The 25,085-nt window shown below is 45.6% G+C and carries 20 protein-coding genes; 7 read left to right on the forward strand and 13 right to left on the reverse strand.

Features of this window, described 5'->3' with window-relative positions; translation table 11 throughout:
• Positions 1–77: 77 nt before the first annotated feature.
• On the forward strand, positions 78–1,001 hold the full coding sequence (locus B5X68_RS08865; RefSeq protein ID WP_082214339.1) for an alpha/beta fold hydrolase: 924 nt from the start codon (positions 78–80) through the stop codon (positions 999–1,001).
• Between the two features lie 190 nt (positions 1,002–1,191).
• Here B5X68_RS08865 and B5X68_RS08870 read toward each other — a convergent pair whose 3' ends face one another.
• Positions 1,192–2,295, reverse strand: coding sequence for a T9SS type A sorting domain-containing protein (locus B5X68_RS08870; protein WP_082214340.1), 1,104 nt, complete (start codon positions 2,293–2,295; stop codon positions 1,192–1,194).
• Positions 2,296–2,433: 138 nt separating this feature from the next.
• Complete coding sequence (locus B5X68_RS08875) at positions 2,434–3,498, reverse strand: isoaspartyl peptidase/L-asparaginase family protein (RefSeq protein ID WP_082214341.1); 1,065 nt, start codon at positions 3,496–3,498, stop codon at positions 2,434–2,436.
• A 116-nt stretch (positions 3,499–3,614) separates the two neighbouring features.
• On the opposite strand from B5X68_RS08875, the gene B5X68_RS08880 reads away from it, so the two are divergent.
• Complete coding sequence (locus B5X68_RS08880; protein ID WP_082214342.1) at positions 3,615–5,477, forward strand: glycoside hydrolase family 2 protein; 1,863 nt, start codon at positions 3,615–3,617, stop codon at positions 5,475–5,477.
• 59 nt (positions 5,478–5,536) lie between these two features.
• Here the strand turns inward: B5X68_RS08880 and B5X68_RS08885 are convergent, their stop codons facing one another.
• The 8 genes from B5X68_RS08885 to B5X68_RS08920 form a co-directional block, all read right to left on the reverse strand.
• Positions 5,537–7,807 carry an NADP-dependent malic enzyme gene (locus tag B5X68_RS08885; RefSeq protein WP_082214343.1) on the reverse strand — a complete coding sequence of 757 codons (2,271 nt, stop codon included), beginning with the start codon at positions 7,805–7,807 and terminating at the stop codon, positions 5,537–5,539.
• A gap of 94 nt (positions 7,808–7,901) precedes the next feature.
• Positions 7,902–9,110 carry an MraY family glycosyltransferase gene (locus B5X68_RS08890; RefSeq protein WP_082214344.1) on the reverse strand — a complete coding sequence of 403 codons (1,209 nt, stop codon included), beginning with the start codon at positions 9,108–9,110 and terminating at the stop codon, positions 7,902–7,904.
• Positions 9,111–9,262: 152 nt separating this feature from the next.
• Positions 9,263–10,006, reverse strand: coding sequence for a glycosyltransferase family 2 protein (locus B5X68_RS08895; protein ID WP_082214345.1), 744 nt, complete (start codon positions 10,004–10,006; stop codon positions 9,263–9,265).
• Complete coding sequence (locus B5X68_RS08900) at positions 10,003–10,569, reverse strand: WcaF family extracellular polysaccharide biosynthesis acetyltransferase (RefSeq protein WP_082214346.1); 567 nt, start codon at positions 10,567–10,569, stop codon at positions 10,003–10,005. The genes B5X68_RS08895 and B5X68_RS08900 overlap by 4 nt, the downstream gene beginning before the upstream one ends.
• A complete protein-coding gene (locus tag B5X68_RS08905; RefSeq protein WP_082214347.1) occupies positions 10,526–11,452 on the reverse strand; it encodes a glycosyltransferase family 2 protein in 927 nt (308 codons plus the stop codon). Before B5X68_RS08905 ends, B5X68_RS08900 begins: the two co-directional genes overlap by 44 nt.
• A gap of 60 nt (positions 11,453–11,512) precedes the next feature.
• Positions 11,513–12,661 carry a glycosyltransferase gene (locus B5X68_RS08910; RefSeq protein WP_082214348.1) on the reverse strand — a complete coding sequence of 383 codons (1,149 nt, stop codon included), beginning with the start codon at positions 12,659–12,661 and terminating at the stop codon, positions 11,513–11,515.
• 36 nt (positions 12,662–12,697) lie between these two features.
• On the reverse strand, positions 12,698–13,843 hold the full coding sequence (locus B5X68_RS08915; RefSeq protein ID WP_082214349.1) for a glycosyltransferase family 4 protein: 1,146 nt from the start codon (positions 13,841–13,843) through the stop codon (positions 12,698–12,700).
• On the reverse strand, positions 13,843–14,844 hold the full coding sequence (locus B5X68_RS08920) for a hypothetical protein (protein ID WP_082214350.1): 1,002 nt from the start codon (positions 14,842–14,844) through the stop codon (positions 13,843–13,845). The genes B5X68_RS08915 and B5X68_RS08920 overlap by 1 nt, the downstream gene beginning before the upstream one ends.
• Positions 14,845–15,041: 197 nt before the next feature.
• On the opposite strand from B5X68_RS08920, the gene B5X68_RS08925 reads away from it, so the two are divergent.
• Entirely contained in the window at positions 15,042–15,920 is an 879-nt protein-coding gene (locus B5X68_RS08925; RefSeq protein ID WP_082214351.1) for an alpha/beta fold hydrolase, read from the forward strand.
• A gap of 32 nt (positions 15,921–15,952) precedes the next feature.
• Here the strand turns inward: B5X68_RS08925 and B5X68_RS08930 are convergent, their stop codons facing one another.
• Complete coding sequence (locus tag B5X68_RS08930; protein ID WP_082214352.1) at positions 15,953–16,321, reverse strand: VOC family protein; 369 nt, start codon at positions 16,319–16,321, stop codon at positions 15,953–15,955.
• 28 nt (positions 16,322–16,349) lie between these two features.
• The gene (locus B5X68_RS08935) at positions 16,350–17,684 is read right to left on the reverse strand and encodes an amidohydrolase family protein (RefSeq protein ID WP_082214353.1); all 1,335 of its coding nucleotides are present in this window, start codon (positions 17,682–17,684) and stop codon (positions 16,350–16,352) included.
• 138 nt (positions 17,685–17,822) lie between these two features.
• On the opposite strand from B5X68_RS08935, the gene B5X68_RS28885 reads away from it, so the two are divergent.
• Positions 17,823–17,999 (forward strand): DUF6496 domain-containing protein, encoded by a 177-nt coding sequence (locus B5X68_RS28885; RefSeq protein WP_170916609.1) that lies wholly within the window; start codon positions 17,823–17,825, stop codon positions 17,997–17,999.
• A 245-nt stretch (positions 18,000–18,244) separates the two neighbouring features.
• Entirely contained in the window at positions 18,245–21,748 is a 3,504-nt protein-coding gene (locus B5X68_RS08940) for a PAS domain-containing hybrid sensor histidine kinase/response regulator (RefSeq protein WP_229208344.1), read from the forward strand.
• A gap of 36 nt (positions 21,749–21,784) precedes the next feature.
• On the opposite strand, the gene B5X68_RS08945 is transcribed toward B5X68_RS08940, so the two are convergent.
• Positions 21,785–22,642: an SDR family oxidoreductase gene (locus tag B5X68_RS08945; protein WP_082215281.1), complete on the reverse strand. Its 858-nt coding sequence runs from the start codon at positions 22,640–22,642 to the stop codon at positions 21,785–21,787.
• A gap of 237 nt (positions 22,643–22,879) precedes the next feature.
• Between B5X68_RS08945 and B5X68_RS08950 the strand changes: the two genes are divergently transcribed.
• Together B5X68_RS08950 and B5X68_RS08955 are read left to right on the forward strand one after the other, a co-directional pair.
• A complete protein-coding gene (locus B5X68_RS08950; protein ID WP_170916610.1) occupies positions 22,880–24,142 on the forward strand; it encodes an NAD(P)/FAD-dependent oxidoreductase in 1,263 nt (420 codons plus the stop codon).
• Between the two features lie 5 nt (positions 24,143–24,147).
• Positions 24,148–25,050 (forward strand): magnesium transporter CorA family protein, encoded by a 903-nt coding sequence (locus B5X68_RS08955; protein ID WP_082214355.1) that lies wholly within the window; start codon positions 24,148–24,150, stop codon positions 25,048–25,050.
• Positions 25,051–25,085 lie beyond the last annotated feature (35 nt).

Here is a 25,085-nt window from a genome sequence, read left to right on the forward strand (position 1 = left end):
TTTCGCTATTTATCTGATTATAATCGTATATTGAAATATCCTGTGAAGTTATAAATTAGAGTAACATTCCTGAATGTATGCCAAGTTTTAAATTTTTGCGATTTGTAATTCTCGTTTTTTTTCTATCGGCTTCGTTAAGTTCCTGCTTTTCCCGGTACATTATATCAGCCAAGCAGGTTAGGAAACATTATGCAGCAAAAAAAATAAAACCTGAGGAACGCATTATCAAAAATGACACGCTTGCGCTTTGTATAGCCAGTGTGGGCTCGGATACATTGCCGATGTTGCTGCTTATCCACGGTGCGCCCGGGTCGCTGTGGGGCTATATGAACCTAATGGACGACGAGGACCTGCAAAAGCGTTTTCACATTGTTTCCGTGGATCGGGTGGGTTATGGGAAATCGAGGCTTAAAATGAAGAAAAAGCGCCGTTATGTTACTTCTATCGCGACTCAGGCAAATGCGCTTTTACCCGTTTTTGATTTAAATAAAAGTAAAGAAAAAGTGACCGTTCTGGGCAGGTCCTATGGTGCGCCCATCGCCGCGAAGCTGGTTTCTCTGGAACCTGAAAAGGTAAAGGAACTGATCATGGTTTCGCCGGTTATTGATCCCGAAAAAGAGAAGTTTTATTGGTTTTCCAAATGGGGCAGGAATTCGTTTATCCAGCTATTCCTTCCCGGAGAATTCAACACGGCTACGGCTGAAAAATATAGCCACTCCGACGAGCTGAAAAAGCTGCTGCCTGTGTGGCATAGCCTCGATGTGCCTACCACAGTAATCCAAGGAGGGAACGATTGGATCGCAGATCCTGCAAACATTGATTTTGCCAAAAAACACATCAAGAGCAAGCGCGCTCAGTATATTTTCCTGCACAAAGCCGGGCATATGATCACTTACACGCATTTGTCGATGATCAAGGAAATGCTGCTGAAAAACCAGTTGTTTGAAGACAAGATCAGCTCAATTGATGTGTCCAGCGCCTCCGGGCAGATGGGAAACTAAGCTCAATTATACATTGTGGAAAAGAAAACGGCTGATCATTCGATCAGCCGTTTTTCTGAATTATAATTAACCTATGATAAATACGGATATCTATTTCATTACAGAAGTGCCATATTCTCATAGGACGAATTTTTTATTTTATACCATTACAATGTTGCTTAGGATTTAATAAAGATTTTTGATTCAATTACTATCGCAATACTTTTTGAGATACCGAATCCTTTTCGTTGGCCGCCTTGATAATGTAAATCCCCTTTGCCAGACTACGCATATCGAATTCCTCCTGAACGGATATAACCGGACCGCCGCTTTTAATTTCCCGAAGAACTCTTCCTTTGATGTCTATTAGCTGCAATGTTACAACGGAGCGTTTTTTGCTATACGCTTTCACTGTAATAAATGTCTCGGTAGGAACAGGATAGGCCTCAATGGCCATAGAAACTTCGGCAGACTGAACATTAGGCGTAGAGGTAATCAGGCCTCCGTTGGCAGCTGATTCATAAGGCGGAATTTCAACCGTGGGCCCTGGCTTATCCAGGACGGTAATTAATCCTTCGCGATACGATTCGGAAATGATGATGCCATCACGCCATTCGCTTACCACCATTGCAAATATGTAATTGCCCAAAACCTCCGGCGCTTGCCACACCAGCTGGTTGACAGACGGAATGACTTTAAATGTTCCGGTACTGCTTACTTCATTGGGATACATATAGTTGTGTTCCAACATCCTTACGCCACATTCTCCTGGTGAAGGCTTGCTTAGTTTGGGAAGCTTAACAGTTATGCTATCAGCGTCAGCAACGGCCGGTTTGAGTTCAATCTTGAATAACTGCCTCACGCCCGCCTCAAACACAAGATAGGGCAAAACCGGCGTTGCATTGGGCACCTGTGTATTGATAACCGTCCAGAAAAAGGCTCTGGTGTCACCTGAATTTGGGAAATTGAGAATGCCCGGAGTACGGTTTTCCAGGGATACCGAAATTTGAAAAGTGCCGGACGAAGCATATGTATGGGCCCCTTCGTAATCCGATACCAAAACATTCCCCGGCAATTTTTCCGTCTTAGACCTTTGGAACTCTTTTGTGGAACCGTCGCCGAAACAAACCAAAACGTTGGTTTGAGCAGTCGCAGCTCCTTCTCCAATGTTGAGATCAAAGTATAACCGTACTTTTATATTATAATTTTGTCCGGAAACATGCGAAGCCATGATTTCACCGCCCCTGATATGGGTTGCAAAACAAAGCGGAGAAGCCAGTAAGATCAACAGAAAAACCTTGTAAACTGATTTCATAGAGTAAGGAAGCTGAATGTTACGTTACTTATTCAGAACGACGGGAGCAGCCTGTTTTGTATTATCGGAAGAAGAAACAAGTGCATAAAAACCAGTTTTTGTAACCGCTCCTAAATCACTTGTATTAAATGCTAAAAATCAGTCCTTATAAATCAGGATCTCGCTTTTCCCATCGCTTTTAATGTAGCCGCGATACATGCCTTCGCTATTGAATGGCATGGCAATGTTACCGTTCCTGTCTACTGCAATAATACCGCCTTCGCCGCCGCGTTGCACCAGTTTTTTCATCACTACTTCATTGGAAGCGTCTTTCAATGTCATTCCTTTGTATTCCATTAATGCCGAAATGTCGTAGGCAACCACGGAGCGGATAAAATACTCGCCATGTCCTGTTGCCGAAACAGCGCAAGTTGCATTATTGGCATATGTTCCCGCACCTATGATGGGCGCGTCGCCTATCCGACCGTATTTTTTGTTCGTCATCCCGCCCGTAGAAGTTCCCGCGGCCAGGTCACCAAACTTGTCCAGCGCAACGCAGCCGACCGTGCCGAACTTTTTGCCTTCTGTAAATATCAGATCTCCGTGCTCAACCGAACCGGTTTTCGGCGCCTTTTTTACTTCCTGTTGTTCTTTTGCATCATGATCCAATTCGGTTTTTTCCTGCTCCTTCGCACGCTGCAACGCTTTAAACCTTGATTCGGTGTAGAAATAGGAAGGATCAACGATCGCTTGTCCCTGATCTTTCGCGAATTTTTCTGCGCCCTTGCCAGCCATCATGACGTGCGGTGATTTTTCCATTACTGCAATGGCTGTGCTGATCGGATTTCTGATCATGGTGACGCCTGCTATGGCTCCTGCTTTCAGCGTTTTGCCTTCCATAATGGAAGCGTCCAGTTCGTTTTTTCCTTCATTGGTAAAAACAGCCCCTTTTCCCGCATTGAAAAGCGGCGAATCCTCCATCACCCGGATCGTCGCCTCGACGGCCTGTACGCTTGTTCCACCACTTTTTAAAACGCCATAACCTTTTTGTAAGGCCGTGTTAAGTACTTCCTTGTAGGCCTTTTCCTGCTCTTCGGACATATTAGCCCGGGTGATGGTTCCCGCTCCGCCGTGCAGCACTAGCGTAATTTTATCTGAATAATCCTGGGCTAGGGCAGAAAGGCTGATCAGCAGCAAAATGGTTAGGTTGTAAAGCTTTTTCATGGGGTAGGATTTGAGTGAGTTATTTCAAAGCTAATCAAAATGATAGTAGAGCGGTTTCGGGCAATCCTTTTAAATTTGAAAATATTTAACATTTTGTTCAGAACAACTCAAATTTAATGAAAACAGCACTGCTTGGATTAGGACTACTGTCATGTGTCCTGAGCGTAGACTCGGTTGCACAAAAGCCGTCCGAATGGAAATATGTAGAAGGGAAAATTGTCACTCCGTGGGCAGAAAAAGTGAATGTGGCCAATGTGCATCCCGAATATCCCAGACCGCAAATGGTGCGTCAGAACTGGATAAATATCAATGGGCTGTGGAATTATTCAATTGTTCCAAAACAAGCTTCGGAAACCAAACCTTCGTCTTTTGACGGTCAGATATTGGTTCCTTTTGCAGTTGAATCGGCATTGTCCGGTGTTGGCAAAACGGTTGGGAAAGACAGCGTGTTGTGGTATCAGCGCAACATTGATTTTGCACCAAAATTAAAGGATCAGCGTGTTTTGATCCATTTCGGTGCAGTAGACTGGAAGTGTGACGTATTTGTGAATGGCAAACCAGCGGGAACGCATCAGGGCGGTTACGATCCGTTTTCTTTTGACATTACCGATTTGCTTGTAAAGAAAAAGCAGCAGGATATTAGTGTCCGGGTCTGGGATCCGAGCAGCGACGGGCCTCAGCCACGCGGCAAGCAGATCAAAAACCCGCATGGAATCTGGTACACGCCGGTAACAGGCATTTGGCAAACAGTTTGGCTGGAAACGGTTGCAACGACGCACATCGCTGATTTTAAGCAAGTTCCCGATATTGACAAGCAGACTGTCAGTGTAAGTACGACCCTTACAAATGCAGCAGCGACAGACAAAATCAAGGTTGTTGCTATGGATGGGCCGAACAAAGTAGCTGAGCAGGAAGTTGCCTCCGGCGAAAATGCCGTGTTGAACATTCCAAATGCCAAATTGTGGTCTCCCGAAAACCCATTCCTTTATGATCTGACAATTTCGGTGACCAGAAACGGTAAGGTTGTTGACGAGGTGAAAAGCTATTTTGCCATGCGGAAAATTTCAATGCAGCTGGACGCCAACGGGATACAGCGCATGGCTTTGAATAACAAATTCTTGTTTCAATACGGCCCGCTTGACCAGGGCTGGTGGCCAGACGGACTTTATACTGCGCCGACAGACGAAGCATTGAAATTCGATATATTGAAAACCAAGGAAATGGGTTTTAATATGATCAGAAAACACGTAAAAGTGGAGCCTGCGAGATGGTATCGCTATTGTGACGAGCTGGGTATGCTGGTATGGCAGGACATGCCGAGCGGTGATATGGGAAATAATTGGGAACAACGCCCGGGCATAACCGGCGCCGAAACCGATAAAGACCGCACGCCGGAATCAGAAAACATCTACAAAACGGAATGGAAAGCCATAATTGATGCCAACGATCATTTCCCGTCGATCGTGGTTTGGGTTCCTTTTAATGAAGCGTGGGGACAGTTCAAGACAGAGGAAATAACGAACTGGACGATGCAGTATGACCCAAGCCGACTGGTTAACAGCGCAAGCGGAGGCAATTTCCATCCTGTCGGACACATTATTGATATGCACAATTACCCTGCTCCCGTCATGCCGAGACCAGATCTTTTCGGTGCAAAACAGATCATTGTATTGGGTGAGTTCGGAGGGCTTGGGTTGCCGGTTGACAATCACGTCTGGCAGCAAAAGGACAACTGGGGTTACCAAAGTTTTAAAAGTCAGGAAGAGCTCTACGCCCGTTATGAGTCCTTTATCAAGCGATTCGAACCTTTGATCAAAAAAGGACTATCTGCTGCGGTCTACACGCAAACGACTGACGTGGAGGTGGAAATAAATGGTTTGATGACGTACGATCGGAAAGTTATCAAGTTCCCAGAGGCGAAGTTGAAGCAAATTCACGCTCCGCTTTACAATGCAGATTGGGTGAAGTTGAAGCCCTAATTAAAAACAGAACGAGCGAATGGTACCATTCGCTCGTTCTGTTTTTAATATTATAAAATTTACTTCTTCATCTGCGCTTCTACAACCGCTATCGCCACCATGTTCACAATCTCCCGCACGGAGCTTCCTAATTGCAGCACGTGAACCGGTTTTTTCATTCCAAGGAGGATCGGTCCGATGGTTTCCAGTTCGGCGGCTTCTTTCAATAAGTTGTAGGCAATGTTACTTGCCGACAAGTTTGGGAAGATCAGCGTGTTAGCACCGCCGTCGACAAGGTCGCTGAATGGATGGTTTTCCTTTAAAAGCGTTGTGTTAAATGCAAGGTGCGCCTGCATTTCACCTTCTACGATCATCGATGGATTTCTCTTTTTGAGAATCGCCGTTGCTTCCCGCATTTTTACTGCATCGGTTCCATCTGCGCTTCCGTAATTGGCATAGGTTACCAACGCAATGCGCGGCTGAATGTTGAAGCGTTCTACTGCTTTCGCGGTTAATTCGGTGATTTCAACGATTTCATCAACGGTCGGGTCCAGATTCACCGTTGTATCCGAGAAGAATAGCGGTCCTTTTGGGGTCAGCAAAATATACATACCGGCCACTTTATTCACACCCGGATCTTTGCCTATGACATGCAGTGCAGGACGGATCGTATCGGGATAAGTCCGTGTCAAACCGGAGATCAGCGCGTCGGCTTCTCCGTTTTCCACCATCATCGAGCCGAAATAACTTCTGAAATAAATGCTTCTGTGCGCTTCAATCGGCGTTAAGCCTTTTCTCTTACGCTTTTCGAAAAGCAAGTTGGCGTAAGTGTTAATGATTTCCTCGTTCTCGTCCGCACGTGGATCAACAATCGCAACGTCTCCCAGATCCAGCTTGCTTTCTTTGATCAAACTCAGGATCGTCTCCTTGCTACCCAGCAATATTGGAACTGCTATGCCCTCATCGCGAACCTGTTGAGCAGCACGGAGCACCTGAATGTTTTCTGCGTCAGCAAAAACGACCCTTTTCGGAGCCAGCTTGGCTTTGTTCAGGATAACGCGTGAAATTTGTTCATTGCGGCCCAGGCGGCTGGAAAGCTCCTGCTCGTAAGCGTCCCAATCGGTAATCGTTTTACGTGCAACGCCTGTTTCTATCGCCGCTTTTGCAACAGCAGGGGCAACAGTTGTTAACAGTCTCGGGTCAACGGGTTTGGGAATGATATAATTTTTGCCAAAAACAATGTTTGTTTCATTATAGGCCAGATTTACAATGTCGGGAACCGATTTTTTTGCCAGATCGGCAAGTGCATGAACGGCTGCCAGTTTCATGGCCTCGTTAATTTCAGTCGCACGCACGTCAAGTGCACCGCGGAAAATGTAAGGGAAACCAAGCACATTGTTTACCTGATTGGGATAATCCGACCGGCCTGTTGCCATAATCACATCTTCACGTGCTTCGACAGCATCAGGATAGGGAATTTCGGGGTTTGGATTGGCCATAGCAAGCACGATCGGGTCTTTTGCCATGGATTTAACCATGTCTTTTGACACAATGTCCGCGGTGGAAAGTCCCAGGAACAGGTCAGCGCCAACCATAGCATCTTCCAGCGACTCGTAAGCAACATCAGTTGCAAATTGCTTCTTCATGTCCGTAAGGTCCGTCCGGCCGTTGTGAATGTGGCCTTTGGTATCGAACATGGCAATGTTTTTCGGATTGGCACCCAATGCGAGGTAAAGTTTCGTACACGAAACCGCCGAAGCTCCCGCGCCGGAAACTACTACCCGAATGTCGTTAATGTCTTTTTTGACTAATTCAAGTGCATTCAACATCGCAGCGGCGCTGATAATGGCCGTTCCGTGCTGGTCATCATGCATGACCGGAATATTCAGCTCCTTTTTCAGTCGGGCCTCAATTTCAAAGCATTCGGGTGCTTTGATGTCTTCCAGGTTAACGCCGCCAAATGTAGGTTCCAGGATCTTGACAGTCCTTACAAATTCGTCGACGTCTTTTGTATTTAATTCAATATCGAAAACATCAATGTCTGCATATATTTTAAAGAGAAGTCCTTTTCCTTCCATCACCGGTTTGGAAGCCTCAGGGCCGATGTCACCGAGCCCGAGCACAGCCGTTCCGTTGCTGATAACAGCTACGAGATTGCCTTTTGCAGTATACAAATAGGCATCTTCAACATTAGCAGCGATTTCTAAACAAGGTTCGGCAACACCCGGAGAATACGCGAGCGAAAGGTCGCGCTGGGTGCTGGTTTCTTTGGTCGGGATCACCTGGATCTTGCCAGGCCGGCCTTTTGAGTGGTAGTATAGGGCGTCTTCTTTTCTGATCTTTTTATTCATACCTGTTGACGATTATTTCGTGCTAAGGTACAAACATTAGATGCAACGCAATGAATTTCTGCTGGTATTAAAAGGGGATTTTAGGGTCAAATTTTCACAAATCCCTGAGAATCTTATTGGAAGAAGCAACATCATCTTCGTTAAATGAAGGGCTTTTTGCCAGGTTCTTTCTTTTCTTTACTGTAACGATGCGCTTTTTGAGAAAATGCGCAAATACCATATATGCGCCAAACATGCCTATATATATGTAGAGCGATGCGGTGTTTGTGATATTGCCGTGAAACGTAAAGAACAATGTGGTGTTCATGATCGTCACCATCCAAAGCGCAAATGAAGCCCAGAAATGGTTCAGGCCATTATCGATCAGGATGTGGTGCATATGATTCCTATCCGCTACAAATGGCGAACCACCTTTAAAAATCCTGACAATAAACACTCTGAGCGTATCAAAAATAGGGACGATCAGTAAAACCATCACAATGATAGGCGCGTTGAAATAAGCGTTTGGATCGTGCAGATAGCCAACATTCAATGATAAAAATTCAACTGAAAATATGGAAAGCAAGTAACCAACGATCAGCGAACCGGTGTCGCCCATGAAGATCTTGCTGGTTTTCGAAAAGTTAAAACGGAGAAAACCAAGCAGCGAACCCGACATGGCAAATGCCAGACAGCCGAATGAAAAATGGTCATTTAATATAAACCAGATCCCGAAACCCAACCCTGCAATCAGGCTGATGCCGCCTGCAAGTCCGTCAATGCCATCGATGAGATTAATGGCATTAATAATGGCAATGAAAATAAAGACCGTTAGCGGAATGCTTATAAAATCCGAAACGTCGTGGATTCCAAAGATTCCATAGAAGTTATCGACCTTGAAATTACCCATGGCCACAAGGATCAACGAAGCGAAAATCTGGATAATCAGCTTTTTCGTAGGGTCAACTGCGAGAATGTCATCTTTGATTCCAAGGAAAAACAGGATGATCACCCCCGTCATGGCGAGACTGATCAAATTGGAATCCAGGATGTTTTCCGAATGTGGCCACAAAAAATAAGCGATCAGCGTTGCCGCAAATATCGCTATGCCTCCCAGAGTCGGGGTTTCTGTTTCGTGCGAGCTTCTGAAACCTGGTTTCGCTGTAAGATGCAACAGATTCGATAAATTAATAATGATCGGAATGCTGATGATGGACAGGAAACAGGCAATCAAAAATGAAAGGATGCACTGGTAAACGTCATGATGAAGAATGTTGCTGAAGTTTCCTTCACTCAATATCTGTAGAGGTAGCTTTAATTCCATAGTGTCTGCCAATGTAAATAGAGTATTAACGTTGTAGTAGGTTTCGACCCTTAAATCAAAAGTCGTAATTAAAGTTTATATTGTAAATAGCTAAACCGCTGTATATCAAAATAATTATTATGCGGTTTGGATGCTAGTTTACGTTTTTTATTTTAGCGAAACTGTAAGATCTTCCTTAAAGGCTTCAACCACAATGTGTAAAAATGGGGCTTCAGATCATTTTCCTTCCAGGCTCTCATATCGTTCCGGTTCGCTGCGATCCTGTTTTTTATATTACTATTGCTTACGCCGCCTGTCCGCATTTTTACAAGCACTTTAGGGACGTAAGCTATCTTAATTTTTGACTTGTGAATAAACCGTAACATTAATTCATAATCCGCCGCGCTTCCCAGATCCAGCCGGAACAAGCCGAACTTTTCATAAAGTTCTTTTTTGACGAAAAAAGCAGGGTGGGGCGGCATCCAGCCATTGAGAAAAGCACCTTCCTTGTAATTACCGGAGATCCACTTCCTCTTGATCACCACCTCATTCACTGAATCAACATAAACAAGATCACCATAACAACCCTGAACATCAGCAGATTCTATGTTCGCAGCCACATCGCTGATGGCCGCATTATATGCATAAAAATCGTCAGCGTTCAGGATGCCAATCACCTCACCTGTTGCTAATTTTATGCCTTTGTTCATCGCATCGTAAATTCCGCCATCGGGTTCGCTGATAAAAGTCGCAATTTTGCTGCCAAATTCTTTTACAATTTCCTGCGTCCCGTCTTTGGAATTTCCATCAATGACTATGTATTCGATTTCAGGAAAATCCTGGGCGAGAACCGATTCGATGCACTGCCGGATGGTTTTCGCGCCATTGTAAACGACGGTTATGATACTTACTTTCAACGGGATAAATTTCTTGTTTTGACAAATTTAGCCGGATTTCCCTGATAAATCCCATACGCTTCCAGATTGGAGGTGGCAACAGAATCCACAGTTAATACGGCATGTGAACCGACTGTTACACCAGGACAAACCGTGGCTTTCGCACCAATCCAAGCACCACTTTCAATCGTTATCGTCTTGACGATCAGGTCAAATGTGCTTTTAGTAAAGTTATGATTTCCGGTCAGCAGCATACAGCCCTGCGACAAACATACATTTGATTCGATTGTCACCATTATGAGGTTGTCAATCCACACATTTTCGCCGATCCAGGTGTTTTCGCCGATTACCAAAAACCAGGGATATTTTACATTCACTTTGGGCTTGATAACAACCCCTTTGGCAAGTCTGGCACCAAATATTTCGAGAACAAACCGCTTTATCGCCATCGGATAAGGCAAATAGGTGTTGATAAACAGCCTGTTGGCAAAATACCAGAGCAGTTGTTTTAAAAAGCTACCCGGCTTGTACCAGCCGTTATCATACTTTGACAGATCGGTTCGGGCTTTTAAGGTCTTTTCCATATTCTGTCTTAAAATGTGTTATGATGGCCTGCTTGTCTCTTCCTGCACGATAGTAAACTTCATAAATTTTGGCATCGACCAGAAAGCGATACCAAAACCCCTGCAGAAAATGCCAGATCAATCCTTTCATGCCGTCCAGAAAACCACCTTTGAAAATGTAGCGGTAAACGAAATAAATGAAAGGCCTCGTAAATAAAGGCAGGCTTGCATATTTGATTTTCAAAAACCTTGTACGCTGTTCCTGACTTCCCCAAAAGCTCGGGGTTACCGTTTCTTTACTATCAAAATTATATTTAATATTCAATAGGTCAATGACTTCCCTGATTGCGTAATTGTTATGTTTTTGAGTCCACCACGTCAGGTTGTTGAGGTTATGGTCCACAATGTCGTGCTGCAACTGGGCGGTGGTGCCGCTGCTGAGCTTGATGTGCTCGTCCATCCATAGTTCCTCACAATGACCAACGCCTTTACGCCAGACCCGAAGCAGCCATATGGGATAATAACCGCCGCGACGAATCCACTTGTCCATGAAAAAGACGCGTCGTTTTACATATAATCCAGACACTTCCGCCGGCGTCAGATGCAAGGTGTTTTTCAGTTCTATTGCCAGTTCGGGCGTAATGTATTCATCGGCATCCATGCGCATAAGCCACTGGGTGTCAAACGGATTGTTTTGAATGCCGAAATTGAATTGAAAAGAATATGAAACCCAGGGATTCTGAATTACCGTAGCGCCCAGATTTTGGGCAATGGCAACCGTGTCGTCCGTAGAGAATGAATCAACGATGAAAATTTTATCGGTCACCTGAAGCAAGCTTTCTATGCAACGTGCAATGTGCTTGGATTCATTGTGTGTTAAAATGATGACGGACAAATCAATCATACCCGGGAGCAACAGTCAGAAATTTACCGATTTGCGGTGATTGGAAACGGCCAAAGATAATTAGTTTTTTCGAACTTTCTTGTATTCTTCCAATAACTGATTAGCCACATTCCGGATGTCAAAATTTTCCGTTACCATCTTGTAAGCACGATTTGCGAGATCCTGCGCATAAGCCTTATCTTGTAATATTTTAAGAAGGCCCTGGGCTACGCCGTCACTCGTCAGCGGAGTCAGAAAGGCCGCATCGTAGCGCTTTATATAATCTCCGAAACCCACACGGTCTGAAACAATTGCGGGCACTTTTGATGTCATTGCTTCCAGAACGGCGATCGAAAAACCTTCGGAATAGGAGGGGAGAACGAAGAGATCGGCATCAGCAAGCGCCTCTTTTTTGGCCGTATCGGTCAGCAATCCTACAAGTTTAATCCGGTTTTGAAGATTGTTTTTTCTGATAAAATCTTCTGTTTCCTGCTGGTAACCGTCATCGCCTCCGGCCAGAAAAAGCGTCGCTTTGGGCAGCTGTTTTTCCACTTGTTTGAATGCGGGCAGCAACAGATCCAGACCTTTTTTAATGTTCAGCCTACCCATAAAAAGCACCACTTGCCCGTCTTCGGCAACCTGATGTTTTGCACGAAAACTCCCTTTTGCGGGCAAATTGGCATATTCAGACAATTTCATGCCGTTAGGAACGATCACCATGTTTTTGGGACGATAACCCAGGTAACGGATCACATCCGCCTCTTCATCGGTGTTGTTGATCTGTATAAGGTCTGCTTTGCCCAGAATTTTTTTCTGATAAAGCAGCGTCACAATGTCTTTTTTCCATTTGTGATGCGCCACAGCCCATTTGTCCAGCAAGCCGTGGATCGTGATCACCTTCACTGCATTATTAGGGATCAAAAACGGCACCAGACTCCCGAAATGCCAGATTCCATGCATATGGATCACATCGTACTCATGAATGTGATGCCTTAAAAACCGATACATTTCAATAGAAAATTCCCGGTAAAAATTACTAACCGGCGTTGTACGGGCAACGGCAAACAACCTGGCGCCTTCGGGCGCGGGATACATTTCATCGCCGGGCGTCATCGGGCTCAGGATATCCACCTGATGTCCGTGTTTTAGAACTTCCGTGGTGTGGTCGTAAATAATCCTTGCTGGGCCGCCGATCTCCCAGGTATAAGCGCAAATATTTAAAATCCGCATGCGTGTATTTCGTGTATTAAACTGATCATAAATCTGTTATACTAAATTGTGATAACAGTCCGCCATTTGCCGTGCCACTTGGGTGGACGAAAACGGTGCAATGAGTCGGCGTGACTCCCTACCCATGACGGATATTTTGTCTAAATTTTTTATAAAGAAAATCATTGCAGTTTCCAGTTCCTGCTGGCTATCGGGGTCAAAAGTAAAACCGTTCACGCCATTTTCAACCAAATCGGCCACACAGCCGCAATTCTTTGACACGATTACCGGCATTCCGCAAACCATGGCTTCGTTCACCACCAATCCCCAGGGTTCTGATTTGCTCGGTAAAACCAGCACATCGCAATGCACCAGCATATCCGGAACCTTATACCAGGGAAGTCCGCCAGTGAATGAGACTTTGTGTTGGAGTTGCAGCTCTTTCGTCAGATTTTCGAGCGAGGACCGTTCGGGGCCGTCACCGATAAACATAATTTCCCACGGCCACAATTCTGCGTCCAAAGGAACAACCTTCGCAAAAGCCCGTAATAATGTTTCGAGGTTTTTTTCCGGCGCCAGTCGTCCCACAAAAACGAAGCGTGCTACCCGTGCAATATTCACATTCTCCTGCTTACCAGTATTGTAGCGGGAGCTGACCACTGCTTCATCGATCACGGCCGCATTTCTTACCGGAATCTGCGCGGGTTTTACACCCAGGCTTTCCAGGTATTCCGAAGAGGTTTTACCAAAACAGAAAAATGCATTTGCCCGGTTGACAATCAATTTTTTCAAAGATTCCTTTAAAAATGACCGGCTGTTATCCGCCGAAGACGATTCGGAAGAAAGCACGACTTTGACGCCTTTTGTTCTCGCATAAAACATAAGCAAGACCTGCGCGGGATCAAAATAACCCGTAATGTTAAGAACCGTAGGTTTATATGCGTCGAAAGCAGCGAACAAAGCGGCGCGCCTTTCCTTAAAGCCGACCTGATCCAGGCTCCGCTGAAAAAGGACCTGGTAGGGATAGTCATAAGTGATCGTATCATCACTTTGCATGACGCTGCGGCTTGCTTCGTAAAGGGCAATTTGAATCACCAGAAAGTCACTATCCGGATAATTTTCCTTAAATGCGCGATGGATCTCGCTGAAAAGCCGCGACTTATAATGCGCCCATAACTGATTATGTATAACAAGCACGCGCATTATTTTTTCAGATTTAAATATTCCTGAAACAAAGGATAAAGATTATTGGCCAGAAAAAGCTGCCCCTGGCTGTTGTAATGCACAACATCCAGCTTTCTGTAATATTTTTTATCAATCCCCAGACTGAACTCGTTGATAAGCCGGATGTTCTTTTGGATGGCGTATGCCATGATTTCATCACCCTGATCATTAAAATGGCCCAACTCGACTTCGGAAGTTTCGGGGTGAAGATAAATGAACATCGGGATGGAATCTCTTTCTGCCAGGTCGTAAAGCTGATCGTAACCCGGGTTGAAGGTTAATCCCGGCTTTCTGATCCCCGAATCGTTTAATTTTTCTTTTTTGACTGAATCTTTTTTTATAGAATCCAGAAGCACTTTTTCGGGATCCTGTTCTACTGTCGGGGCGAAAAACCAGGTGTTGAAATAATAAAAGAAAATCCAGCGGTAACGGTCCCATAGCTCGTAAAGAGCAACTTTATATTGCTTGTCGGGCCAGCCGGGATCATTGCCCACAAGGTTTTGATGCGACATAATATCGTGCGCATCGTGGCTGCTGGTAACCAGGCACATGAGTTTAGCCTTAAATGTGCCGTATCGTTTCAGGTAAGCCGCAATGTTATCAGGGCCCCATGAGCCTGCCGAAATATTCAGTACGCGGACGCGCTTGTTGAAATCTTTCAGAAACCACTTTTCAAGTAATGTGGAAGCAATGCTGTCCTGGTCGGTAAGGCTGCCACCGTTTACAACGGAATCGCCGATCAGGAGGATTACAATGCTGTCCGAAGGAAGAATTTCCTCGTTGCGCATGGATAAACTGTTGGTGCGCACATTGTATCCAAACCTTGTAACGTCTTGACTTGGTGCATATATGTATTCAAAATCGGGATCCGATACATATAGCGGAGAATTACAGAAGCCGTATTTATATCTTAAAACAACTTCCGCAGTAATCGCCAGGATCACTACGAGGATTAAGAATCTATAAAAATATTTTAACATTAAAGAAAACGCTGTGTCCGCTGCAAATGCGCATGCAAATTTAGAATTACTTTTTCCAATTACGACTTTTTAACAAATACGGGGAATAAATTAACATAAATGCAGGAAACTGGAATGGTTCTTTCACATAATCTGAACGAGGTTAGCAATGGCTTATCAGCTTATTTAAACAGATTTTTCCTTTAAATCATATCATTATGAAGTGGATAGAATCACAAACGGAAACCACAGGAGAACCTGTAAAATTGTTTGTTCAGGACGTAGGGCAGGGTAAGCCCGCCGTTTTTATTTCAGACTGGCCGCTGAGCCACGAAATGTGGGAATATCAGTTTAATGTGCTGCCAAAGCATGGAATCCGCTGCATTGGATACGATCGCCGTGGTTTTGGTAAGTCGGACAAGCCCTGGGAAAGTTACGATTACAACACATTAGCGGCTGACTTGAAAGCTGTGCTGGACGGTCTTGACCTGCACGACGTAACATTGGTAGGCTTCTCCATGGGCGGTGGCGAAGTGGTCCGCTATCTTGCCAAATACGGAAGCGAGCGCGTTTCCAAAGCGGTCCTGATCAGTTCTGTGGTTCCCTATATGTTGCAAACAGATGACAATCCGGATGGGTTGCCGAAGGAAGTGTTTGATGGATTTGTGGAAAATGTTGAGTCGGACAGGCCAAAGTTTCTGGCGGGTTTTGCCAAGGATTTTTATGGCAATTCATTGCTGAACAATGCAGTAAGTGACGAAATCCTTAACTGGCACAGCATACTGGCACTGCAAGGTTCGGGACGGGCTACAACACAATGTATCAGAAGTTTCAGCGCAACGGATTTCAGAAATGAAGTTTCGATGATAGACGTTCCTGTGCTGATCATTCACGGCGATTCCGACAAGATCGTGCCTATCAAGATTAGCAGCGACATTACATCGGATCTGCTTCCCGGGGCCGAATACATTGTTTACGAAGGTGCCCCGCACGGACTTTTTGTTACGCAGAAAGAAAGGCTGAATGAAAATCTCATCCAGTTCATTAACCAGGAAGTGGTTACCATCTCCAATCCTTACGCGGATATCACAACTTAATCATTATGTTAGCCTGCAACCCCGGTTTGGTTTCAGGCTAACATTTCTATCAGCTCGATGCGATTGCCGAACGGATCGCGAAACGAAAATCGCTTCCGGTCCGGAATAGGGCTATCATTCCTGACCGCGATTCCATGTTTTTCCAGCAATTCACGCGCAACTTCAAGGTTTTTTACCTCAAACGCGGGATGCCTTTGCGAAATCTCTGAGGAATGTTCAGCGCGGATATGCAGTTCAATGTCGCCCAACTGAAACCAAATTGCGCCGTTAGGAAGCGGATAACCCATATCTTTCAATTCTTCCAGCCCCAGCACGCCGCCATAAAATTCCCTCGCAGCCTCTTCCGCACCTTCGGGAATGCATAGCATAATATGGTTAAGCCTTTCAAATTCAATTTTCATAGTTAGGAGTGTTTTAATCTGATAATTTTCACAAAGGTCCTTTGCTCACCTGCCGCCCGTCTTTCCAGACTGCCTCGATCTTGCGTGTATTTTTTATATCATTTGCAGGATTAGCGCTTAAAATGATCAGATCGGCTTTTTTTCCACGGGTCAATGTGCCCAGTTCATTTTCAACCTTTAACGCTTTGGCGGCATTCTGGGTTGCCAGCATGATCGCCTGAATAGGCGTAAGCCCCGCCTCAACCATCAATTCCAGCTCCAAATGTTCGGTAAAACCTTGCGTCCGGATCGGGAAAGCACCGGAATCTGTGCCTAATGCAACCGTTACGCCCGCGTCCATGATCTTTTTTAAGTTGATCAATGCGGTTCTGAATGCAGCTGAATTGCGTTCATAGTCTGGTGAAGTCCGTATTTTTTCCGCGTAAGCCGGATCTGTAATCATTTCATACACACCCGGTTCGAGTGACCTTTTGAAAAATTCATCATTAATCCAATCGGGCTGGTTGGCATATGCAAACTGGTATTCATCCAATGATAATGTGGGAATATAAATGACATTCTTTTCCTTCATTGCATTCAAAAGCTCGCCATCCACCGGCCTGTCGCGAATGCTGTGCGCAATGATGTCGATGCCAGCGTCGGTCAGCAGACGCGCGTCCTCTGCATAAAACAAATGCGCAGCCACGCGGATGTTTCGCTTGTGAGCCTCTGCAATAATGGCCTGGTAAATCTCCGGTTTCATTTTTTGCGCATTGCCGCCATGATCGTCTACCCAGATTTTAACAACAGTTGGTTTAAGGGGAACGAGTTTGTCAATCATAGCAGGAACTTCTTCGGGCGTTTCAGGGCGCAGCAACAGGTTCATCCAGGAGCCCGGATTAGGATCAGGCGTATTAAATCCATAACCAGCAGAAAACAAGCGCGCTCCCGGAAGTAGCCCCGCCACGGTAGAATCCCGCAGCCCTTCAAAAATCAGCGGCCTGTCTGTTCCCATAGCCAGCACTGCATTAACGCCGTAATCCTGATATTTTTGAAGGTGGCGGAGCACATTCTCCCTTGTGTAATTGTCCGCCGACGAAGTCGTTCCTTTCAACGTTCCCACATGGGCGTGCGCACTGATGAGCGAGGGAATCACAGTCTTTCCCGTCAGATTGATCTCTTTTGCGCCTTTAAGCTTAATATTGGATTCTACCGCGACCACCCGTCCATCCATGATAAGGATATCCGCTCCCTCGCGCGGCTCCTCGCCGGTTCCGTCAATGACCGTGGCATTTTTCAATATGATCGCTCCTGGCTGGGCAATGGCAGAAAAGCCGGTTGTCAGCATTAGAAAGAGGAAAAGGACAATCACAGGATTTTTCATAAATATGAGTTTTGAGAAACTTGCATTATAACCGTACCCGTTTTCTAAACAATGTTTTGCTGGTACAGGTTTTGTATAATAGGAAGAATATTTTCAAAAGGTTAAAGTAAATTATTTCAACTTATAAATTTTGAAATCATGGCAAAGTATTCAAAAAAGGCGGGAGAAAAGGTCGAGGAAGCTATGCATGAGCAGAAGGAAGGCAAACTGAAAACAGGTTCCGGGAAAAAGGTTACATCCAAAAAACAAGCGGTCGCTATCGGTTTGTCCGAAGCTAGAAAAGAAGGCGCCAAAGTGCCTAAAAAGAAAAGCTGAACCATCCTTTCCGACAGTCGTCCCTTTACCTGATCCACGTCAGATAAAGGGATTTTTTGTGTCTCATAGTCAGATGCTACGCTGAAAAATAGAAATACTTCGCACGCATGCTTAAAAGTATTACAAACACCATTGTTTTAAGGGTTGAGGTATTCAAATAAAAGCTATCTTGTACGGATATAGGTAATTGTAAAGCTGACGTTTAATTGCATGAGCTTTTGATGATGAACACTTCAAGTAGAGCAATGTCTGAGGAACAAAACGAACCAAAATATGCCAGTGACTTTCAGCTCTTTCAGACTTTCCTGGGAAGCCATTCCATGTACGTAGTTTGTACGGATACCAATGGAAATTATACTTTCGTAAACGACTATTTCTGCAATTTCTATGGAATGAAACGCGAAGACATCCTGGGGCAATCGTCCCTGCTGGGTGTTGTTGCCGAAGACATAGAAAAGTGCCTGCAAGTAGGGGAGCTTTGCGTGGTTAGTCCCCGCAAACCGCATTCTGTAACATTGCGTAAAACTTCGAAGTATGGCGGGATCAAAACAACGCAGTGGGAATTTACCGGGCTGACGGACGAGTCGGGCACTGTAAAGGAGATTTTTTGCATGGGTTACGACATCACGCAAAAGGTGAAAACAGAGCAGGATCTGTCTGTTCTGGTGTCTAACGTGCAGGATGTGCTTTTTACATTATCTCCCGGCTTGATATTTACTTACGTGTCGCCCAGCTGGACAAAAGTTTATGGTTACCATATCAAAGAAACACTTGGAAATTCCTTTACAAACTACATACACCCGGACGACCTGCATTTTTGCACGGCATCACTGCTGAAAATTGTTGAAACAAATACACCGATTCGCGGAGGCATAGAACACCGTATCCTGCATAAGAACGGAACCTGGTCATGGAGCAATACCAACGCAAGTATTGATAGCCGGAGCAAGGAGATCATTCTTACCAGCCATAACATCACCGAGCTGCGCCGTTCGCGGGAAAGATTGAAGGAGCTTGCCATTGTTGCCTCCAATACAACAGACTACATTGTTATCACGGACAACAGGGGATACATTACCTGGGTTAATAAGGCCTACGAAAACCAGACCGGCTACACCCGGCGTGAAGTCAAAGGCCTTAACCCGGCGGAGCTGCTTTGTGGCCCGGACACGGATATGCGGACCATAGAAAAGATTTACGAGGGAAGCAGGGATAAAAAAATTGTCCAGGTTGAGATCTTATGTTATAAAAAGAGCGGGGAAAGTTATTGGGTGGATTTAAAAATTACACCCGTTTTTGATGATAAAGGCAATTGTACCAATTATATAGCCATTGAAAGGGACATTACCGCACGAAAAAAATCAGATGATGAGCTGCGGCGTATGAAAAACCTGCTGGAACAAACCAATAGCGTCGCCAGGATTGGCGGCTGGGAATTGAATGCGAAGTCTGGCGAGCTATACTGGTCAACCATCACCAAACAGATCCATGAAGTTGAGGAAGATTTCAAGCCCGATGCCAATGTGGCCATAGCGTTTTACAAGGAAGGCAACAGCCGCGACACAATCAACCAGGTGGTGATGGCCGGTCTCACAAATGGTACGCCCTGGGATAACGAGTTGCAGCTTATCACTGCGAAAGGCAATGAAGTTTGGGTCAGGACAATCGGCAAGGCAGAAATGGTCAACGGCGAATGTGTCAGGGTTTTTGGTGCATTTCAGGACATAACCCGCCGTAAACGCTCAGAAATGGCAATCCTGAACTCGGAAGCCAAATTTCGGAGTCTATACGACTCAACCAGCGATGCCGTAGTGTTGTTTGACCGGAAAGGATATCTGGATTGCAACCGCGCCGCATTGAAAATGTTTAAACTGCAATCCGTGGATATGCTCGTTGGCAAAACGCATGAGGAACTGGCCGCGGCAACCTACACATCATATGACCAACTTGCCGGAATTGCAAAGGAGAATCTGGAAACGGTCTACGAGCGAGGCAGCCACAGTTTCGAGTGGGTTTTCAAACGCTTTGGGCCGGATACTGACAGTTTCGTAGCCGAAGTGCTCCTGAACCTGATCAATGTAAATGACTCCCAGATTATCCAGGCCGTGATCCGTGACATTACCTTACGTAAACAGGCGGAACTAGAACTGCTTGAAGCACGCGAACAGGCAGAATCTGCCAGTAAGCTAAAATCTGAATTTCTTGCCAATATGAGCCATGAAATCCGTACGCCGCTCAACGGGGTTGTAGGATTTACGGATCTGCTGATGAAAACGAACCTGGACGAAACCCAGCAACAGTATATGTCCATGGTTTTCCAGTCCGCTAATTCGCTGCTGGAAATCATCAACGACATTCTTGATTTCTCCAAAATTGAAGCGGGTAAACTGGAATTGCGTTACGAGAAAACAGACTTGCTGACAATCTGCGGACAAGTATCAGATATGCTTACTTATCAGGCGCAGCAAAAGCACCTGGAAATGCTCCTGAACATTCCGGCCAACATTCCGCATTATGTGTGGGCAGATCCGCTGCGACTAAAACAGGTTTTGGCCAATTTGCTGAGCAATGCGGTCAAATTCACAATGAGTGGGGAGATCGAGCTGAAAATAGCATTGCTGGATCGCAGCAATGAGGACGTTACGGTCCGGTTTTCGGTAAGGGACACCGGTATCGGGATCGAGCCGCAGAACCAGCGGAAGATTTTTGATGCTTTTGCGCAGGAAGATTCTTCAACGACCAAGCGTTTCGGCGGCACAGGTCTCGGACTGACGATTTCCAACAGCCTCCTTGAACTAATGAACAGCAGATTGCAGCTCACCAGCCGGACAAACGCAGGCAGCACTTTCTTTTTTGACGTTACCTTTCAGATCATCCCGGATGGCGAGGAATTCGTTTGGGATAATACCGACAATATCAAACGCGTCCTAGTGGTGGACGATAACGTGAACAACGGAAACATTCTGGCCGATATTCTGAGCAATAAAGAGATACGCTCGGACATTGTTCCGAGTGGAGAGGAGGCATTGGAAAAATTGTTTTCTGATGTAAAATACGATGTTGTTTTAATGGATTGTCAAATGCCCGGCCTTGACGGCATTGAAACGATTCGCCAGGTGCGCACCAGCGAGCATCCCGAATTACGAAGCCTGCCCATTATCCTGCTCAATGATTCTTTTGAAGAGGAAACACTTACTGCCGTCATGGCTGAGCTGAACATCCCGCATTTCCTTGTTAAGCCTGTAAAGATCAAGCAGTTGTTTTCAATGTTGTCGAGGATTCATACCAAAAATCAGCCGGCAAGGAGGTTGGTGGCAGATGCTGGAATAAGCTTCGGCGGGCAGACTGTTTCAGAAAACGTTACGGTATTGATTGCCGAAGATCACAAGATCAATATGCTGTTGGTAAAAACAATGTTGGCAAAAATCCTGTCGAATGTAACGATGATCGAAGCAGTGAATGGGAAAGAAGCAGTGAAATTATACGGAGAAACCAATCCGGACATTATTTTCATGGACATTCAAATGCCGGAAGTCAATGGCTATGAGGCCACACAGGAAATCCGTAAACTGGAATCCGGCAGGCGGATACCCATCATCGCTCTCACAGCAGGGACGGTCGTTGGTGAACGTGAAAAATGCATTGAAGCAGGCATGGACGATTATCTTACCAAACCTGTTGTGAAAGATACATTGCAGGACACCATTGCCAGGTGGCTTTTACAGCGCTCGAAAGTAGAGTTTAACTAAAAAGGAGGCACTTACGCCTCCTTTTTAGTTATAATATTAACCGTTAACGACTTGACCGCCGTTGGGGTGCAAGACTTGCCCGCTCATATAGGATGCATCCTCACAAGCGAGGAATACATAGCAGGGTGCAACCTCGGCCGGCTGTCCGGGACGTTTTAAAGGAGTATCCTTTCCAAATTTTTCAACTTTCTCAGCATCGAACGTTGCCGGGATTAAAGGTGTCCAGATCGGACCCGGCGCAACAGCATTAACCCTTATTTTCTTATCCGCAAGCGCACCGGCTAGCGACCTTGTATAGGCAACAATTGCACCTTTCGTAGAAGAATAATCCAGCAATGCGGGGCTTCCGTGATAAGCAGTCACCGACGTTGTGTTAATGATCGTGTCCCCTTCCTGCAAATGAGGCAGAGCCGCCTGGGTAAAGTAAAAGAAGGAGTAAATGTTGGTCGCGAATGTATTGCTGAGCTGCTCAGGGGTAATTTCGCGGACATCTTCCTTAGGGTGCTGCTCAGCCGCATTATTGACCAAAATGTTAAGCTTGCCAAACTCGCTGATAACGCGTGTCACAGCTTCTTTGCAAAAAGCCTCGTCCCGAATGTCGCCAGGAATGAGCAGGCACATTTTACCTTCCGCTTCTACCATGGCTTTGGTCTCTTCGGCATCCTGGTCTTCTTCCAGATAAACAATGGCCACATCAGCGCCTTCCCTGGCAAAATGGACGGCAACAGCCCTTCCTATCCCGCTGTCCCCGCCTGTTATCAGTGCCGATTTGCCTTGCAGTTTCCCGCTACCGCGATAATTTTCCCGGATAATGATCGGCGCCGGATCCATAATCTCCTCAATACCAGGCTGCGAGCCTTGGGTTTGTCCCTTCGTATCTATGTTGTAATCCATGATCTTGTTAAAGTTAGCGTTCATTTATTGTGAATGCCGGCTTTGCCTCAAACCGTGTGCCAATGCGAAGTGTAGTGCAAAATCCATCCAGAATTTCCCATGGAGGCTCCCTGACTTTGTCCGTGAGCAATGTTTTGCACAGTATTTATGATAAAAAAATGTCCGCAATCCGCCCTAATATGCCCTCGGCATAATTATAATGGTGCAATACAGGCATTTGAGCTTAAAACAGGGATTATGGAGCAAATAAAGTTAGTCATCGTAGGCGGAGGGTTTGCCGGTATCAACCTTGCGCAGAAACTTTCCAGGGATGAGCGTTTCAACATCGTCCTGGTTGACAAAAATAACTACAACTTCTTCCCACCTTTATTATATCAGGTCGCGACCGGTTTTCTGGAAGCGTCCAACATCAGTTACCCATTCAGGAAATTTTTTCAGGAAAAGGCAAACCTCAGGTTTAGTCTCGGTGCATTCCAGGAAGTGTTCCCAAACGAAAGGAGGATCGCTACGGAAAGCGGCGACATTTATTATGATTACCTGGTTTTTTCCACAGGCACAGAAACCAATTATTTTGGAATGGAAAATGTGAAAAAGAACGCGGTGCCGATGAAAACGGTCAGGGACGCGCTCGCCTTGCGTAACCACATTCTTTTGAACAAAGAAAGAGCTTCCAAAATGCAGGATTCCAATGAGCGCAAAAAGCTGCTCTGTATTGTCGTGGCAGGGGCCGGGCCTACCGGCGTTGAGGTGTCGGGGATGCTGGCAGAAATGCATAAAAATATTTTTAAATGGGATTACCCGGAGCTGAACAGGGAAGAAGTGCAGATTTACCTGGTTGACGCGTTGCCGGTTGTCTTAAATCCGATGTCTAAAAAATCGCAGGAAGATACGCTGGAAGCATTGCAGAAACTGGGCATTAATGTGCTGCTGGATCACGCAGTAAAGGATTTTGAAAACGGCGTTGTGACATTTGGTAACGGGAAACAAATTGAAACCTCAACACTGATCTGGACCTCGGGTGTAACCGCAGCCGAACTCCCAGGCCTGCCCAGGGAAGCATTAGGGAAAGGGAGAAGGGTGCTCGTGGACAGCCACAACAAGGTGCTGGGCTTTGAGAATATTTTTGCTCTCGGCGACATTTGCCTGATGACCTCTGACGAGAAATTTCCGGAAGGTCATCCGCAGCTTGCGCAGGTCGCCATTCAGCAGGGCAAAAATCTGGCTGCTAACCTGCCTCGTCTGATTGAGGGTAAGCCTTTGAACGATTTTCACTATGTGGACAAAGGCACGATGGCTATTATTGGCGTGAATAAGGCCGTTGCCGACTTGCCTGGCTTGCATTTCAAAGGTTTTATAGCTTACTTTCTGTGGCTGGTCGTGCATTTGTTCTCGTTGATCCGCTATCGCAACCAGGTTAAAACATTCTATAACTGGATGGTTGCGTTTTTTACCAGAGATCAGTCACTGCGGTTCATCATGGATGCCAAGCCCGACAAATAAAATTTATGATCCACACGATTGCCGAGAAAGCCAAATATCCGTTTGAATGGTTGGATATCACCGATCCCAACGAGGAAGAGTTGAAAGAGCTGACCGAGGCACATTCACTTCACGCATCTTCCATTAAGGACTGGGGACAACCCGACCACCTTCCCAAGTACGAAAAAGTGGCCGACTATGTATTCATTATTTTCCGGATGCACGCCGAAACCGTTGGCTCGGAAGCCGACACCGTTCCGGAGCTGACAGATAAGGTGGCTATCTTCATGTTTCCCGAAAAAGTGATCACACTGCATCGTAAACCATGGGCAGCACCGGAATACATCGCCGAAAACCAGCTCGAACAACATGCTTGCGAGGATACATTACAACTTGTCAATGAAATCATTAAGAGCTGTCTGGCTACCTACGAAGCGCCCTCGGTAAAGCTCACCAGCGACATTGAGTATTATGAGGAGAATATGTTTCTCAAAAACCGCAAACCTTCCTTGCTCAAAGGCCTTTATTATTTGCGGCGCCGGGTGGAGGTGACCAGGCGTGTTATCATGCTCTCGCACGAGATCGTCGACAAAATGGATGCAGCCGATCATTCCAATGCTTATACAAGGGATACGCGCGACCTTTTTGTCAAAATGCAGAATATTTATGACACATTGTTCGAAAATATGAACCAGCTTGTGATGATCTACTTTTCTATTTCGTCCCAGCGCACAAATGAGATCGTTCGCGTTTTGACATTGTTTTCGGTGTTTTTTATGCCGTTAACCTTCATTGTTGGCATTTACGGAATGAATTTCGACTATATGCCGGAGCTCAGGTTAAAATATGGTTACCCGGGTGTGATGATTGTAATGGCTTTGATTACAGTCGCGATTTACGGCTGGTTCAAGAAAAAAGGTTGGTTGTGAGTGTTTAATGATGTTTATCCTGTTGCTTGTTGCCC

Source organism: Dyadobacter psychrophilus, from assembly GCF_900167945.1.
Classification (GTDB): domain Bacteria; phylum Bacteroidota; class Bacteroidia; order Cytophagales; family Spirosomataceae; genus Dyadobacter; species Dyadobacter psychrophilus.